13 protein-coding genes are annotated in these 16,577 nt (G+C 72.3%); 7 read left to right on the top strand and 6 right to left on the bottom strand.

From position 1 onward, the window contains the following. The first annotated feature begins 66 nt into the window (after window positions 1-66). Together RIN46_RS03925 and RIN46_RS03920 are read left to right on the top strand one after the other, a co-directional pair. The gene (locus RIN46_RS03925; RefSeq protein ID WP_309079879.1) at window positions 67-762 is read left to right on the top strand and encodes a TetR/AcrR family transcriptional regulator; all 696 of its coding nucleotides are present in this window, start codon (window positions 67-69) and stop codon (window positions 760-762) included. Continuing rightward, window positions 763-2,868, top strand: a complete 2,106-nt coding sequence (locus RIN46_RS03920) for an acyl-CoA dehydrogenase (protein ID WP_309079880.1) — start codon at window positions 763-765, stop codon at window positions 2,866-2,868. It begins immediately after the preceding gene. 139 nt (window positions 2,869-3,007) lie between these two features. On the opposite strand, the gene glgA is transcribed toward RIN46_RS03920, so the two are convergent. Continuing rightward, on the bottom strand, window positions 3,008-4,210 hold the full coding sequence (gene glgA / locus RIN46_RS03915) for a glycogen synthase (RefSeq protein WP_309079881.1): 1,203 nt from the start codon (window positions 4,208-4,210) through the stop codon (window positions 3,008-3,010). Window positions 4,211-4,323: 113 nt separating this feature from the next. On the opposite strand from glgA, the gene glgC reads away from it, so the two are divergent. The 4 genes from glgC to pepN all read left to right on the top strand — a co-directional run bounded on the left by glgC (window position 4,324) and on the right by pepN (window position 11,211). Then, window positions 4,324-5,601: a glucose-1-phosphate adenylyltransferase gene (gene glgC / locus RIN46_RS03910; RefSeq protein ID WP_309079882.1), complete on the top strand. Its 1,278-nt coding sequence runs from the start codon at window positions 4,324-4,326 to the stop codon at window positions 5,599-5,601. Window positions 5,602-5,727: 126 nt separating this feature from the next. Next, a complete protein-coding gene (locus RIN46_RS03905) occupies window positions 5,728-7,254 on the top strand; it encodes an SDR family NAD(P)-dependent oxidoreductase (protein WP_309079883.1) in 1,527 nt (508 codons plus the stop codon). Beyond that, window positions 7,251-8,492 carry a putative sulfate exporter family transporter gene (locus RIN46_RS03900; RefSeq protein WP_309109438.1) on the top strand — a complete coding sequence of 414 codons (1,242 nt, stop codon included), beginning with the start codon at window positions 7,251-7,253 and terminating at the stop codon, window positions 8,490-8,492. Before RIN46_RS03905 ends, RIN46_RS03900 begins: the two co-directional genes overlap by 4 nt. A 7-nt stretch (window positions 8,493-8,499) precedes the next feature. Continuing rightward, complete coding sequence (gene pepN, locus RIN46_RS03895) at window positions 8,500-11,211, top strand: aminopeptidase N (RefSeq protein WP_309079885.1); 2,712 nt, start codon at window positions 8,500-8,502, stop codon at window positions 11,209-11,211. A 46-nt stretch (window positions 11,212-11,257) separates the two neighbouring features. On the opposite strand, the gene RIN46_RS03890 is transcribed toward pepN, so the two are convergent. From RIN46_RS03890 to RIN46_RS03870, 5 genes are all read right to left on the bottom strand, one after another. Then, a complete protein-coding gene (locus RIN46_RS03890) occupies window positions 11,258-12,352 on the bottom strand; it encodes a biotin/lipoate A/B protein ligase family protein (protein ID WP_309079886.1) in 1,095 nt (364 codons plus the stop codon). Between the two features lie 199 nt (window positions 12,353-12,551). Further along, complete coding sequence (locus tag RIN46_RS03885) at window positions 12,552-12,809, bottom strand: type B 50S ribosomal protein L31 (RefSeq protein ID WP_309079887.1); 258 nt, start codon at window positions 12,807-12,809, stop codon at window positions 12,552-12,554. A 135-nt stretch (window positions 12,810-12,944) separates the two neighbouring features. After that, the gene (locus RIN46_RS03880; RefSeq protein WP_309079888.1) at window positions 12,945-13,748 is read right to left on the bottom strand and encodes an RNA methyltransferase; all 804 of its coding nucleotides are present in this window, start codon (window positions 13,746-13,748) and stop codon (window positions 12,945-12,947) included. Further along, on the bottom strand, window positions 13,745-14,548 hold the full coding sequence (locus RIN46_RS03875) for a sulfite exporter TauE/SafE family protein (RefSeq protein WP_309079889.1): 804 nt from the start codon (window positions 14,546-14,548) through the stop codon (window positions 13,745-13,747). The genes RIN46_RS03880 and RIN46_RS03875 overlap by 4 nt, the downstream gene beginning before the upstream one ends. Window positions 14,549-14,557: 9 nt before the next feature. Next, complete coding sequence (locus tag RIN46_RS03870) at window positions 14,558-15,343, bottom strand: ABC transporter ATP-binding protein (RefSeq protein WP_309079890.1); 786 nt, start codon at window positions 15,341-15,343, stop codon at window positions 14,558-14,560. Between the two features lie 125 nt (window positions 15,344-15,468). Between RIN46_RS03870 and serB the strand changes: the two genes are divergently transcribed. Further along, window positions 15,469-16,503, top strand: a complete 1,035-nt coding sequence (gene serB / locus RIN46_RS03865; protein WP_309079891.1) for a phosphoserine phosphatase SerB — start codon at window positions 15,469-15,471, stop codon at window positions 16,501-16,503. Window positions 16,504-16,577: the final 74 nt, after the last annotated feature.

Here is a 16,577-nt window from a genome sequence, read left to right as displayed (position 1 = left end):
TCAGATGCGGGCCGGTGCGACCGGCATGCATCACTGTGACCGAGCTTACCTGATACGCTCAGTATCGTGAACTCGACATCCGACACACCTCCGGACCCGGGCGGCACCCGCGACGGCCGCAGCCAGCGCTGGGACGCGCACCGGGAGGCCCGGCGCACCGAGCTCCTCCGGCTCGCGCGCAAGGCCGTGCACCGCTTCGGCCCGTCCGCCTCCATGGAAGAGATCGCCGCCTTCGCCAACACGTCCAAGTCCGTGTTCTACCGCTACTTCGGCGACAAGTCCGGTCTGCGGCGGGACCTCGGCGCCGTCGTCGTGCAGCAGATGCGCGCCGCCGTCGTGGGCGCCGCCAAGGCGGCACCCACCGAGGAGGAGGGGCTGCGCCGGATGGTCGGCGCCTACCTCGAGCTCGCCGAGAGCTCGCCGAACGTGTACTTCTTCGTCACCGCGGTGGACCACGACCCCCTGGCGGGTGCCCAGGACGGTGCCGAGGAGCCGCTGGACACGTTCTTCCGGGACGTCACCGCCCTCGTCGCCGAGTCCCTGACGCACTACCTGCTCCGCGATCCCGGCACCAGTGGCGAGGAGGCCTCGCGGCGAGCGCAGTTCTGGCCGCAGGCCGCGATCGGCATGGTGCGCGCGGCGGGCGAGGCGTGGCTGCGCGAGACCGAGTCGCCGACCCGTCCGAGTCATGGCGAGATGACCGAAATCCTGACCGGCTGGCTGGTGCACGGCATCGGCCGCCCCCACACGAAAGGCCAGTAGATGAGCCAGGAGATTCCTACCGCAGAGGTCGCGGACCCCCGCATCGACGTCGCCGCGCTCGGCGAGCAGCTCCTCGGCCGGTGGGCCGAGACCCGTCGGACGGCGCGCGAGCTGTCGGCGCGCCCCGAGACGCACCGCGTCGAGGGGCTGGGTCTGGCCGAGCACCGGCAACGGGTGTTCGAGCAGCTCGGTTACCTGGTGGAGCAGAAGGCGGTGCACCGGGCGTTCCCGGAGCGGCTCGGCGGCTCGGACAATCACGGCGGGAACATCGCCGGGTTCGAGGAGCTGGTGGTCGCCGACCCGTCGCTGCAGATCAAGGCGGGGGTGCAGTGGGGCCTGTTCGGGTCCGCGGTGCTGCACCTGGGCACCCGCGAGCACCACGACCAGTGGCTGCCGGGCATCATGAGCCTGGAGATCCCGGGCGCGTTCGCGATGACGGAGATCGGGCACGGCTCGGACGTGGCCGCCATCGGGACGACGGCGACCTACGATCCCGACGCGGAGGAGTTCGTGCTGCACACGCCCTTCCGGGCGGCGTGGAAGGAGTTCCTCGGGAACGCCGGTGTGCACGGCACGGCGGCCGTCGTGTTCGCGCAGCTGATCACCCGGGGCGTCAACCACGGGGTCCACGCCTTCTACGTCCCGATCCGCGACGCCGACGGGTTCCTGCCCGGTGTCGGCGGCGAGGACGACGGCCTGAAGGGCGGGCTCAACGGCATCGACAACGGGCGCCTGCACTTCGACCAGGTGCGCATCCCCCGGACCAACCTGCTCAATCGGTACGGGGACGTCGCCGCGGACGGCACGTACTCGTCCCCCATCGAGAGCCCGGGGCGGCGCTTCTTCACGATGCTCGGCACGCTCGTGCAGGGCCGCGTGTCGCTCGACGGCGCTGCGACGGCGGCGTCCAAGGTCGCCCTGCAGATCGCCGTCACCTACGCGAACCAGCGGCGCCAGTTCAACGCCTCCTCCGACACGGACGAGGAGGTCCTGCTGGACTACCAGCGGCACCAGCGCCGGCTGCTGCCGCGGATCGCGACGACGTACGCGATGAGCTTCGCGCACGAGGAGCTGCTGGAGACGTTCGACCAGGTCTTCTCCGGCGAGCGCGACACCGACGAGGCGCGCCAGGACCTGGAGACCCTCGCGGCCGCACTGAAGCCGCTCTCCACGTGGAACGCCCTGGACATCCTGCAGGAGTGCCGCGAGGCGTGCGGCGGGGCAGGGTTCATCACCAAGAACCGGTTCACGTCGCTGCGCCAGGACCTGGACGTGTATGTGACGTTCGAGGGCGACAACAACGTGCTGCTGCAGCTGGTGGCCAAGCGACTGCTGGCGGACTACGCCGAGGAGTTCCGCCGGCTCGACGCCGGCGTGCTCGCGCGGTATGCGGTGCGTCAGGCCGAGGACGTGGCGCTGAACCGCTGGGGACTGCGGCAGCTGGCCCAGTCGTGGACCGACGCCGGCAGCGAGAAGCGCAGCGCGAACTTCCTGAAGGACCCGCAGACCCAGCGGGACCTGCTCGCAGACCGGGTCCGGTCGATGGTCGCGGAGGTGGCCGGCGAGCTGAAGGGCGCCTCCAAGCGGCCGCAGGCCGAGGCGGCCGCGCTGTTCAACGCCCATCAGGACCGGATCATCGCTGCGGCCCGCGCGCACGGCGAGCTCCTGCAGTGGGAGGCCTTCACGCGCCAGGTCGACGCCGTGGAGGACCCGGGCACCGAGTCCGTGCTGACCTGGCTGCGCGACCTGTTCGGACTGTGCCTGATCGAGCGCGACCTCGACTGGTACCTGATGAACGGGCGGCTCTCCGGGCAGCGGGCCCGCACCCTGGGTCCGTACATCAACCGTCTGCTCTCCCGGCTGCGCCCGCACGCCCAGGACCTGGTGGACGCGTTCGGCTACGGCCCGGAGCACCTGCGGGCGGAGATCGCCACCGGCATCGAGGCCGAGCGCCAGGACGAGGCCCGCGCCTACTACCGCCGGCTCCGCGCCTCGGCGGAGGCCCCGGTGGACGAGAAGGTACTGATCGCCCGCCGCCGCGCGTCGGAGAAGGCGAGGCTGAAGGAGCGGGGCCCCAAGGCCCGGGCCGGGCACTCGCGGGGCTGACCGCGCGGCGCCGGTGCCTGGCCTGGGGCACGGGCTCAGCGGGCAGCGCAGGGGCCCGGCCGGCCGGTCGTTCCGGTCTGCCGGGCCCCTGCGGCGCCGGAGCGTCCAGCTGCCCGTCGACGGCGTCGATGGACCCGCGTCAGTGGCCGGCGAGCGCCGCCCGGTACACCTCGAGCGTGTGGTCGGCGATCGCATCCCACGAGAAGTTCCGTGCCGCCCGCTCCCGGCCGCGGGCTCCCATCCGCTCGGCCTCCGCGGGGTCCTCGAGGGCCCGGTTGAGCGCGGCGGCGAAGCCGGCGATGAACTCCTGCGGGTTGACGGGCGTGCCGGTCCCGTCGTCGTGCTGCTCGACGGGGACCAGGTAGCCGGTGCTCCCGTCGTCGACGACCTCGGGGATGCCGCCGGTGGCGGTGGCCACGACGGCGGTGCCGCACGCCATGGCCTCGAGATTGACGATGCCGAGGGGCTCGTAGATCGAGGGGCAGGCGAAGACGGTGGCGTGCGTGAGCACCTGCATGACCTCCTCCCGGGGGAGCATCTTCTCGATCAGCACCACGTTCCCGCGGCTGCGCTGGAGGCCGTCGATGAGCTCGGAGACCTCCGCGGCGAGCTCGGGGGTGTCGGCGGCGCCGGCGCAGAGCACCAGCTGGACGTCCGCTGGCAGCTCGGCGGCCGCACGCAGCAGGAACGGCAGTCCCTTCTGCCGGGTGATGCGGCCGACGAACGCCACCGAGCGGCCGGCGGGATCGATGCCGTAGCGCTCGAGCGCGTTCGTCGCGGGCACGGGGCGCCATGCCTCCACGTCGACGCCGTTGTGCACCACGTGCACCCGGTCCGGATCGACGTCGGGGTAGGCGCGCAGGATGTCCGCCCGCATGCCCGCCGAGACCGCGATGATGGCTGCGGCGCCGTGGTAGGCGGTGCGCTCCGCCCAGCAGCTCAGCGCGTATCCGCCGCCGAGCTGCTCGGCCTTCCACGGGCGCAGGGGCTCGAGCGAGTGGGCGCTGACCACGTGCGGGACGGCGTGGAGGAGCCCGCCCAGATGTCCGGCCATGTTGGCGTACCAGGTATGGGAGTGGACGACGTCGGCGCCGGCCAGGTCCTCCAGCATCAGCAGGTCGGTGCCGAGGGTCTGGACGGCCGCATTCGCGCCCTCCAGCTCCGCGGGCGCGGCGTAGCTGCTCACCCGCGCCCCGTGGTACTCGTCGGGACGGGGCTCGCCGAAGGCGTGGATCCGCACGTCCGCCCGTGACGCGAGCACGCGCGTCAGCTCGGCCACGTGGACGCCGGCGCCGCCGTAGATGGTCGGAGGGAACTCTTTGGTAACAATGTCTACTCGCACGGTCCTAACGTAGCCGGTGCGGGCGAAGTCACATAGGGTTTTGTCACAGATCACGGCGTGGATCAGGCCTCGCTCGACCCGCGCCGGTCGCCCGATGGACATTGGAGTAACTCATGCCCAAGTGCCGCGTACTCGCCGTCGTCCTCGCTGGTGGAGAGGGCAAGCGCCTCATGCCGCTGACGGAGGACCGAGCCAAACCCGCCGTCCCGTTCGCGGGCGCCTATCGACTGATCGATTTCGCGCTCTCCAACGTCGTGAACTCGGGCTACCGACAGGTGGTGGTCCTCACCCAGTACAAATCCCACTCCCTGGACCGACACATCTCCGAGACCTGGCGGATGTCCACGCATCTGGGCCACTACGTGGCCTCCGTCCCGGCGCAGCAGCGGCTCGGCAAGGAATGGTTCCTCGGTTCGGCCAACGCGATCCACCAGTCGATGAACCTCATCCACGACGCGCAGCCGGACTACGTCCTGGTCGTCGGCGCGGACCACGTCTACCGGATGGACTTCTCGTCGATGCTGGAGGCGCACATCGCCTCGGGTGCGAATGCCTCGGTCGCCGCGGTGCGCCAGCCCGTGAAGCTGGCCGACCAGTTCGGCGTCATCGAGGTCGACCCGGAGCGCCCCGGCCGCATCGCGCGCTTCGTCGAGAAGCCTCCGACCACCCCGGGCCTGCCCGACGATCCGTCGATGTTCCTGGCCTCCATGGGCAACTACATCTTCACCACCGACGCGCTGATCGAGGCGCTCGAGGCCGATGCCCGGCGCGAGGAGACGGCGCACGACATGGGCGGGGACATCATCCCCTCGTTCGTCGACCGCGGCGACTGCGCCGTCTACGACTTCTCGACCAATCCGGTGCCGGGCGAGGAACCCACGCCGCTGCGGTACTGGCGCGACGTGGGGACACTGGACTCCTACTACGAGGCGCACATGGATCTGCTGTCCGCGGTCCCGGCGTTCAACCTGTACAACCACGAGTGGCCGCTCTTCACCCGGCAGACGGCGTCGCCGCCGGCCAAGCTGGTCCACGGGGAGGACGGCACGCCTGGCACCGCCCACGACTCCCTCCTGTCCCACGGCGTCGTCATCTCCGGCGGGCAGGTGGAGCGGTCGGTCCTCTCCACCGACGTCGCGGTCGGGCTCGGTGCCGAAGTCTCCGACTCCGTGCTGCTGGACGATGTGAGGATCGGTGCCGGAGCCGTGGTCCGCCGGGCGATCCTCGACAAGCAGGTGGTCGTCCCGCCGGGGGCCACCATCGGCGTGGACCCGGAGGCGGACCGGGCCCGCGGGTTCGTCGTCACCGACTCCGGCCTGACGGTCATCAGCAAGCGCCGCGTCGTCGAGCCGGACACCGCCCTGTCCTCCCCCGCCCGGGGCGCGCAGTAGCCGGGGGGCCGTAGCAGGCACCCGCCCTGCCCCCGGTCTCCCCTGCCCGTGTTGGCGATGTCCGGGGCGGGGCGACGCGGCCCCGTGGGGGCGTGGCTCCGGCCGGGCCGGTAAAGTTCTACCGTCATGACCGATGCCCAGCACATCCCCGGGTCCGCCGCAGCGGACGCTGTCGTCTCCGACGCGGCCCCCGATTTCACCGACGCCGACCTCGAGACGTGCCTGCGCGTCCTCGGCGCCGTCCACACCCTCCCCGACGACGACGAGCGGTTCATCGCCGTGCGTCGCGGCACCAGCCGCATGTTCAAGGAGGTCAAGCGCTACCGCAAGGCCGTCGCGCGCCGGGAGGTGCAGGAGCACGACCGCGCCGTGGCCGAGCGGACCGCCACCGGCGCGCCGGACCGGCTCGACGACGAGACGCTCGGCCTGCCGTTGAGCTCGGGCACCGATGGCGACAGCGCCGGCGAGTACATCCGCCCCCGCGGCTGCTACGTCTGCAAGCGGGACTACACCCGTGCGGATGCGTTCCACCATGCCCTGTGCCCGGAGTGCGCCGAGGCCGGCCGGGCGTGGCGCAGCGCGCGCACGGACCTGACGGGACGGCGCGCCCTCCTCACCGGCGGCCGGGCCAAGATCGGGATGCACATCGCGCTGCGGCTGCTGCGCGACGGCGCCCGCACCACCATCACCACCCGGTTCCCGCACGACGCCGCCCGCCGGTTCGCCGCCGTCGAGGACTCTGGCGACTGGCTGCACCGCCTGTGCATCGTGGGCATCGACCTGCGCGACCCCGCCCAGGTGATCTCGCTGGCCGACCGTGTGGCCGCCGACGGCCCGCTCGACATCCTGATCAACAACGCCGCGCAGACGGTCCGGCGCTCGGCCGGCTCCTACCGCCATCTAGTCGAGAACGAGTCGCGGCCGCTGCCCCCCGAGCTCACCCCGGCCCACGGCGGTCCCGAGGTCCTCGGCGGCGGTCACTCGCCGCAGGAGCACCCCAAGGCCCTCGCCGCCGCGTTCCACCTGCAGGCCACCGAGCTGACCCAGACGGAGGCCATGGACCCGGTGCGCCTCGCCGAGCTCGCCATGACCGCCGGCTCCGCGACCCTCGAGCGCATCGACGCCGGCACGGCGATCGACGCCGGGGGCCTGGTGCCCGACATCGTGAGCCAGAACAGCTGGACGCAGGTCCTGGGCGAGGTCGACCCGCTGGAGCTCCTCGAGGTCCAGCTCTGCAACGTGACGGCGCCCTTCCTGCTGGCCAGCCGCCTCCGACCCGCACTGGCGGCCTCGGACGCCCGACGGAAGTACATCGTGAACGTCTCGGCGATGGAGGGACAGTTCTCGCGCCGCTACAAGGGGGCCGGACACCCGCACACCAACATGGCCAAGGCGGGGCTGAACATGCTCACCCGGACCAGCGCCGAGGAACTCTTCACCGAGGACAAGATCCTCATGACCGCCGTGGACACCGGCTGGATCACGGACGAGCGGCCCCACGACGACAAGTTCCGCCACGCCGCCGACGGCTGGCACGCCCCGCTGGACCTGATCGACGGCGCGGCCCGCGTCTACCACCCCGTCGTCGCCGGCGAGGCCGGGCTGGACCTCTACGGATGCTTCCTCAAGGACTACGCGAGGTCGCCCTGGTGACGAGCCGGCCCGACCCGGCGGCGGACGGCCCACGGGGCCGAGCAGGTGCCCGGGGCCGCGCGTCGCTGCGGCGGCAGCTGCGCGCCCTGCTGCCCGGCCCGGCGGCGCTGCCGGGCCTGGCCGGGGCGGGGGTCGTCGTCGCGCTGGCGTTCGTCGCCGCGGCGGCGCTGCCGGCCATCCCGGCGATGACGCTCTGCGTGGCGGCGGGCGCCGTGCTGGGGAACGTCCTCCGGGGCCGGGGCCGGTCCAGCGGCCCCGGCGCGGCCCTCTCCCCCGGGATGGACTACGCCGGCACCCTGCTCATGCGCGCCGGCATCGTCCTGCTCGGCCTGCAGCTGGTGCTCGCCGACGTCGCCGCCCTCGGCCTGGTCGGGATCACGGCCGTGCTCGGCGTCGTCGTCGTCGCGTTCGCCGGCACCTGGGCGACGGCCAAGGCGCTCCGCCTGCCCGGCGACCAGCCGACCCTCCTGGCCGCCGGCTTCTCGATCTGCGGCGCGAGCGCGATCGGCGCCGTCAGCCAGGCGCGCGGCACCGCCCGCGACGCCTCCATCCCCCTGGCCCTCGTGACGCTGTGCGGGACCCTGTCCATCGCGGCCCTGCCGCTGCTGAACACCGTGCTCGGGCTCGGCCCGGAGACCTTCGGCCACTGGGTCGGAGCCTCCGTGCACGACGTCGGCCAGGTGGTCGCCACGGCGGACATCGCCGACGCCGCCGCACAGGCGGGGTCCGCGCAAGCCGCCGCCACCGCTGGGACGACGGCGCTCGCGGCGGCCGTCGTCGTCAAGCTCCTGCGCGTTCTCGCCCTCGCACCGCTCGCCATGCTCGGCGCATGGTCGGCCCGGCGCAGCGCGTCCGGCGCGCCGGGAGGCGCGGCACGGGCTGCCGGCGCACCGGTGGCGTCCGCGTCGGCTCGCCCGGACCCGGAACCGGTTCCCGCAGCCCCCGCGGCCGGCGGGTCCCTGCCGCCGCTCGTGCCCGGCTTCGTCGTCGGATTCGCCCTGATGGTCGCGGCGCGGGCGACCGGGCTCCTGCCCGAGGCGGTCCTCGAGATCGCGCAGGTCGTGCAGGAGCTGCTGCTCGGCGCCGCACTGGTCGGGCTCGGCTACGCGATCGACCTCCGGGCGCTCGTCGGGTCCGCCGGGCGGGCCACTGCGGCCGCCCTGATCGCCTGGATCGTCGTCGCGCTCGCCGGCCTCGGCGCCGCGGCCCTTATCTCAAACGGTTCTTTCATGGTCTAATGGCCCTGTGGATTCGAAGAACCTGAGCCGCAGTGAAGCGGCCCGACGCGCCCGACTGGTCTCCGATGTCTCGTACCGGCTGGAGCTGGACCTCTCGCGGGCCCAGGATCCGGACCGGCCGCACTTCGGCTCGCGGACCACGGTCTCCTTCTCCTGCGCCCGTCCCGGCGAGTCCACGTTCCTCGACTTCCTGCACGGCGGCGTCGACTCCGTCGAGCTCAACGGGACCCTCCTGGACCCGGAGACCGTGGTCGGCGAGCACCGCATCCACCTGCCGGACCTGCGCGAGCGGAACACCGCCGTCGTCAGCGGCCGCGGCCTCTACTCGACCAGCGGCGAGGGACTGCACCGCTTCGTCGATCCCGCCGACGGCGAGACCTACCTCTACACCCAGTACGAGCCGGCCGATGCGCGCCGGGTCTTCGCGAACTTCGAGCAGCCGGACCTGAAGGCCGCGTACGACGTCGTGGTGACGGCCCCCGCCGACTGGCACGTCGCCTCCAACGGCGCCGTGGCCAGCGTGGACGACAACGGCGACGGCACGGCCACGTGGCACTTCCGCCGCACGGAGCCGATGTCCACCTACCTCACCGCCGTGCTCGCCGGCCCCTACCACTACGTCACGGACCAGTGGACCGGGACGACGGCCGACGGCGGCACGCTCAGCATCGATCTGGGAGCCTCCTGCCGGGCGTCGCTGGCGAAGGACTTCGACGCGGACCGCATCTTCGAGGTCACCAAGAGCGGCCTCGACCTCTTCCACCGCCTCTTCCAGTACCCCTACCCGTGGGGCAAGTACGATCAGGCGTTCGTGCCGGAGTACAATCTCGGCGCCATGGAGAACCCGGGCCTGGTCACGTTCACGGAGCGCTACGTCTTCACCTCGCGTGCCACGGCCGCGCAGCACGAGGGGCGCGCCAACACACTGATGCACGAGATGGCGCACATGTGGTTCGGCGACCTCGTCACCATGGAGTGGTGGGACGACCTGTGGCTCAAGGAGTCCTTCGCGGACTACATGGGGGCGCTCGCCACGGAGCGCGCCACCGACCTCGGCCAGCCGTGGGTGACCTTCGCCAACCGCCGGAAGGCGTGGGCGTACGTCCAGGACCAGCTGCCGAGCACACACCCGATCGTCGCGGACATCCCGGACGTGGAGGCGGCGCGGCAGAACTTCGACGGCATCACCTACGCCAAGGGCGCCTCGGTGCTGAAGCAGCTGGCCGCCTACGTGGGCGAGGACGCCTTCTTCACCGCGGCGCGCCGGTACTTCGCCGCGCACGCGTTCGGCAACACCACCCTGGACGACTTCCTGGCCGTGCTGGCCGAGGCCTCGGGCCGGGACATGCGCGAGTGGTCCGCGGCCTGGCTCGAGACCGCGGGCGTGGCGGATCTGCGCGTGCTCCTGGAGACGGACGACGACGGCGTGGTCACCTCCGCGGTGCTGGAGCAGCAGTCGGTGGACCCGGTGACCGGGCGAGAGGTGCTGCGGCCGCACGTGCTGCGCGTCGGGACGTGGGACGTGGAGGACGGCCGGCTCCGGCGGACCGGGAGCCACGCCGTCGAACTGACCGGCGTCTCCGTCCCGGTGCCCGGGCTGGTCGGAGGCCCGCGCCCGGCCGTCGTCCTGCCCAACGACGAGGACCTCACCTACGGCAAGGTGGAGTTCGACGAGGTCTCCCTCGCCACCGTGCTCGCCCGCGTCGCCGAGCTGGGAGAGCCGCTGGCCGAGGCCACCGCGTGGGCGGCCCTGTGGAACATGGTCCGGGACGCCAAGCTCCCGGCGACGGAGTTCGCCGACGCCGTGCTGCGGTTCGCCCCCTCGGCCAGGGCGGTGGGCGTGCTGCAGCTGCTGCTGGAGCAGACCACCACCGCCCTCGAGTACTACGCCCCGTCCACCGTGCGGGGCGGGGCCATCGCCGCGCTGACCACGGGAGTCCTCGACCTGCTCGGAAGGGCCGATCCGGGGTCGGACCACCAGGTAGCCCTGGCCCGTGCGTTCGCCCGACTCGCCCGGCACGGCGCGGAGCAGGCCACCGTGGGCGCGCTCCTGGAGGCAGACCGCCTGGGGCGCCGGTCCCCGATCGCCGGGCTGGAGGTTGACGAGCAGCTGCGCTGGGCGCTGCTGCAGGCCGGAGCGGCCGCCGGCCGGATCGGTCAGGACGAACTGGATGCGGCGCTCGGCACGGCCCCGAGCGCCGTCGCCGCCGTCGGTCATGCGACGGCCACGGCCGCACGACCGGTACCGGAGGTCAAGGCTGCCGCATGGCGGTCCGTCCTGACGGGCCGGACCCCCGAGGGGCGCCCGCTCTCCAACGACGTACTCTCGGCGACGGCCGCCGGATTCCAGATCGGCGCGCCCGAACTGACCGCCGGCCACTACGACGAGTACTGGCCGGCGCTGGCCGGCGTCTGGGACTCCCTGTCCAACGGGCAGGCCAGCCGCATCATCCAGGGCCTCTTCCCGCTCGCCCAGGACATCGAGGCCGCGCCGGGCGACGGCGGCACGGGTCGCCTCGGTGTCGAGGACGGCTCCGCGGCCCGGGCCGCACGCGCACACCCGGTGGTCCAGCGCGCCCACGAGTGGCTCGCCGAGCACGAGGCCGCTCCGGCGGCACTGCGCCGACTGCTCGTCGAGCAGACGCACACGCTGGAGCGCACGCTGACCGCGCAGGCGGCCGCCGTCGCCGTGCCCGTGGGGTCGGAACGCGCCGTCTGAGTCCGCCGGCACACTGGCCGCATGCCCTCGACCTGCTCAGGACTGACTAGGGGACGCGGCCGATCCACTCCGGGGCGAGGAATTTCTCCTCGGCGAGTGCCTCCGCGCGGCCCAGCGTCTCATCATCGAGGCGCGCGCGCCGGGCCCCGTAGCGGGTCTCGAAGACCTGCATCATGGTCTCGAGGATCTCCTCGCGGCTGCGCCCTGCCTGCCGCTTGAGTGGGTCGACGCGTTTCCTAGCGCTCGCGATGCCCTTGTCCGAGATCTTCTCCCGGCCGATCCGCAGGACCTGCATCATCTTGTCGGCGTCGATGTCGTAGCTCATCGTCACGTGGTGCAGGAGACCGCCGTTGGCGAGGCGCTTCTGGGCCGCCCCGCCGATCTTGCCCTGCTTGGTCGCGATGTCGTTGAGCGGCTTGTAGTGCGCCCGGATCCCGACGGCGGCGAGCGCCTCCATGACCCAGCCGTCGAGGAACGGGTAGCTGTCCGCGAAGCTCAGCCCATCCACCAGCGAGACCGGCGCGTAGAGCGAGTAGGTGATGCAGTTGCCGGACTCCATGAACATGGCCCCGCCGCCGGAGATCCGGCGCATGACGGTCACGTCGTGCTCGGCGGCCGCCTCGGCGTCGACCTCGTTGCGCAGGGACTGGAAGCTGCCGATGACCACGGCGCGCTCGGACCAGTCCCACAGGCGCAGTGTCGGCTTCCGCTCCCCGGCTGCGACCTGCCGGGTGAGGACTTCGTCGAGGGCGACGTTGGTGGCGATCGGCAGGTCCTGCGGCGGGAGGATCTCCCACTCGTGGTCCGCCCAGGTGCTCGCGTGGCCGAGTGCACGGCGAGCAGCGGTAGCGACGGCCGCGGCGTCGAAACCGATCATCGAGGCCTCCGGTCGCAGGCCCTGGACGACGGCCTCCACGAGCGTTCCGTGGCTTGCGTCGGCGGGGAGCCCCGTGAGGGCGGCATTGAGGTCTGCGAGGGCCTCATCGGGCTCCAGGAAGAAGTCGCCGTTGACGTTGGCCGTCGCGACACGCCCCTCCTCGACCCGCAGGTCGACGACGACGAGCTTGCCGTCGACCACCTTGTACTCGCCGTGGTGCGTGTAGTCGTCAGGGGCGGGGCCGGCGGGAGGCAGATTCGTCATGGGTCGATTCTAGTGATCCGTGCTGGCCGGCCAGTCACCGGGCGTCCGCGCTCCGGGCGCGCTGCGGCCTCGGTCGACGGGTCGGATCGAGTGCAGCAGGACCCTTGAATGCAGCAGGACCCCGCCGTGCCGGCGGGGTCCTGCTCTGCTGCCGAGGGCACCGACGGGTCGGCGCTCCGGCGTGCCTACTGCGGCGTGACTACTTCTTGCCGCCGAAGTTCTTGAAGCGTGCGTTGAAGCGCTCCACGCGACCGGCGGAGTCCATGATGCGCTGCTTGCCCGTGTAGAACGGGTGCGAGGCGGCGGAGATCTCGACGTCGATCACCGGGTAGGTGTTGCCGTCCTCCCACTCGATGGTCTTGTTCGACGTGGCGGTCGAGCGGGTCAGGAACTTCTCGCCGGATGCCAGGTCGTTGAAAACCACCGGTGCGTACTCGGGGTGCGTGTTTGCCTTCATGATTTAAACCTTTGTCTCTGAGCCTCTGGATTTTGCCAGCTGCCAAACTTGTGAGGTGCCCACCCGTGGCGCGTGCGCGCAGAGATGGACCGACGCACCATCCTATCCCACGCCGGGCACGATCCCAATTCCGCCTCAGCGGGGGCGGAGCTCCCAGAAGGCCACGGCGGAGGCGGCGGCGACGTTGAGCGAGTCGACACCCTCGCGCATGGGGATGACCACCTGCAGGTCCGACGCCGCGAGGGCCCGCGGCGAGACGCCGGCCCCCTCGGTGCCGAGGATCAGGGCCAGCCGGGGCAGGTCCATCCGGGCGACGTCGTCGACCGGCCGGGCGTCTTCCGTCACCTCGAGCGCCGCCAGGCTGAAGCCCTGGGATTTCAGCTGCGCGACGGCGTCGTCCCAGTCCCCCAGGCGCACCCACGGGATCTGGAACACCGTCCCCATGGAGACGCGGATGGCCCGGCGATACAGCGGATCCGCGCAGCGCTCGGTGACCAGGACGGCGTCGACGCCGATGGCCGCAGCCGAGCGGAAGATCGCGCCGAGGTTGGTGTGGTCCGCCAGATCCTCCAGGACCGCCACGCGGCGGGCCCCGGCGAGCACGGCGTCGAGCGCGAGGGGCTCGGGGCGGTTCATGGCGGCGAGCGCGCCGCGGTGCAGGTGGAAGCCGGCGATCGCCTCGAGGAGCCTCGGCTCCCCCACGTAGGCGGGGACGTCCGGGTGCGCCTCGAGGACGTCCGAGAGGCCGTCGATCCACTGCGGGGCGAGGAAGAAGCTGCGCGGCGTGTGACCGGCCGCGAGGGCGCGGCGGACGACCTTGGAGCTCTCGGCGATGTAGCGCCCGTGGGCCGGGTCGGCGGTCTGGCGCAGCTGGGCGTCGGAGAGCGCCCAGTAGTCGGAGACGCGCGGGTCGTCGGCCGCCTCGAGGCGGACGATCATGCGCCGGCCACGAGCCTGGCGACCATGTCGACGAGCGCGACGAGGCCGAGCACGATGATGACGCCGCGCAGCCAGGCCGGTGAGAGGCGCCGGCCGATCTTCGCCCCGAGGAAGCCGCCGAGCAGCGACCCGGCCGCGATGAGCGCGACGACGATCCAGTCGATCCGCTCGAACGCGAAGAGCAGGTAGGACACGGCGGCGATGAGGTTCACGCCCAGGGACAGGATCACCTTGATGGCGTTGGACTGCTGCAGGCTGCCGTGGAAGAGAACGCCCAGGACGCCCATGAGCAGCACGCCCTGGGCCGCGGTGAAGTAGCCGCCGTAGACGCCGATGAGGAAGACCAGGACGTACAGGATCGGCGGCAGCTTCTGCCGGTCCGCCAGTTCGGGGAGCGTCTGCTCGGCGCTCTGGCGCCGCTTCGACCACGCCGAGAGGCGCGGTTGGAACGCGACCAGCAGCACGGCGACGAGGATCAGGACCGGCGCGACGACGCCGAAGACGGACTCCGGCAGGTGCAGCAGCAGGTAGGCGCCGACCAGGCCACCGACCAGGGAGACGGGGAGCAGGCGGACGATGGTCTTCGGGACCGACCTGGCCTCGCGCCGGTAGCCCCACGCGCCGGAGAACCCGCCGGCGACGAGACCCATGGCGTTGGAGACGATCGCGTTGACCGGTGCCGTGCCGAGGGCGAGGAGCACCGGGAAGGTGACGAGGGTACCGGAGCCGACGATGGTGTTGATGGTGCCGGCCCAGAGGCCGGCGACGAGGATGACCGCCTCACGCCAGAAGTCGAGCATGGCGTGCGGCTAGGCCCGGGCCACCGCGGTGTACCGCCCGTCCGACGCCGTCAGCTTCAGGTCGGCGCCGAAGGTGGCGGCGAGATTGGCCTCGGTGAGGGTCTCGCCGAGGGGGCCGGAGGCGACGACCTCCCCCTCCCGGAGCATCAGGACGTGCGTGAAGCCCGGCGGGATCTCCTCCAGATGGTGGGTGACGAGCACGAGGGCGGGAGCGGCCTCGTCCGCCGCCAGGTCGGCCAGACGTCGGACCAGGTCCTCGCGGCCGGCGAGGTCCAGGCCGGCGCCCGGCTCGTCGAGGATCAGCAGCTCGGGGTCCGTCATCAGAGCGCGCGCGATCTGCGTGCGCTTGCGCTCGCCCTCGCTGAGGGACCCGAACGGACGGTTCAGGAGGGTGGACATGCCCCAGTCGTGCAGGAGACCGAACGCGCGGCGCTCGTCCAGCTTCTCGTACTGCTCGCGCCAGCGCCCGGTGGCGCCGTAGGCGGCGGTGACGACGACGTCGAGCACCCTCTCGCCGGCGGGGATCTGCGCTGCGAGCGCCGCCGAGGAGAGCCCGATGAGCGGACGCAGGTCGAACACGTCCACCCGGCCGAGGGTCTCCCCGAGGATGGAGACCGTGCCGGACGTGGGATGCAGGCGGGTGGCGGCGATCTGCATCAGGGTGGTCTTGCCCGCCCCGTTCGCCCCCAGGACGACCCAGCGCTCGCCCTCGGAAACCGACCAGTCCACGCCATCCAGCAGCCGCTTGCGGCCCCGGACCACCGTGACCTCCGCAAAATCCAACACTTCACTCATGGTGAAAACACTAGGCCAGCGCGGCGCGAATCGACCAAACCGGGTCCCGTGTCAACGGACACGGCGACCGTCACGCTGGAGCGGCCGGCTTGGGCCGGGCCGCGCGGGCGCGGGAGACTGGGGGCATGTCGCAGTCGTCTCAAGCCGTCCCCACCACCGCCGCCGCCTTCGAGGAGGCGGCGCGCACCCGCGCGAGCGCCGTCGTCGTGCACCTGCACCCCGGCCCAGCCTGCGCGGCGCTGACCGCTGAACGGATCGTCGCCGCACTGTCGGCGTGCGGCACCGTGCTGGCGACCGCTCCCGTCGACTCCTCCGCCCCCGAGGGCGCGGGGGACCGGGCCGTCGCCCTGGGCGGGCAGCGCTTCGCCGTGGAGGCCGCGGACGTCGCGGCGCTCCGCGCGGCCGCCGACGACCTCCTGACCGCTGCCGACGTGCCTTCACCGCGTTCCTGGGCCGACCGCGGACGGACCGGCGAGACCCTCTCCGTCGTCCCGGCGAGCGTCTACGCCGCCCCGCACAAGCTGCTCGTGATGGACGTCGACTCGACGCTCATCCAGCAGGAGGTCATCGAGCTGCTCGCCGCCCACGCCGGCCGCGAGGCGGAGGTCGCCGCGGTCACGGAGGCCGCGATGCGGGGCGAGTTGGACTTCGCGCAGAGCCTGCACGCCCGCGTGGAGGCCCTGGCCGGCCTCGACGCGTCCGTGATCGACGCTGTGCGGCACACCGTCCGCCTCTCCCCCGGCGCGCGCGACCTCGTGGCCGCCTTCCGTGCGGCGGGCCACCGTGTCGGGGTCGTCTCCGGCGGGTTCATCCAGATCCTGCGGCCCCTCGCCGACGACCTCGGGCTGGACTTCGCCGTCGCGAACGAGCTCGAGATCAGCGGGGGCCGACTCACCGGACGAGTCGTCGGCGAGGTCGTGGACCGCGCCGCGAAGGAGTCCTGCCTGCGGCGGTGGGCGGACGAGTCCGGGGTCCCGTTGGAGGCGACGATCGCCGTCGGCGACGGCGCGAACGACCTGGACATGGTCCTCGCATCCGGACTGGGCGTGGCGTACTGCGCCAAGCCGGCGCTCGCCACCGAGGCCGCCGCCCGCATCGACCTGCCGCGGCTCGACGCCGTCCTGGAGCTGACGGGCGTCGAGCGGCCGTCGGCGGCCTGACGGGCCGGGTTCGCCGCCTCAGTGTTGAAACACAATCGCATAACGAACCACTCGGAGCCGCGCGGCACGTCAGT

The organism is Zhihengliuella sp. (assembly GCF_031178195.1).
Taxonomy (GTDB): Bacteria; Actinomycetota; Actinomycetes; order Actinomycetales; family Micrococcaceae; genus Zhihengliuella.
Note: the sequence above shows the minus strand (reverse complement) of the source record. Positions and strands in the feature narration are given on the sequence as shown.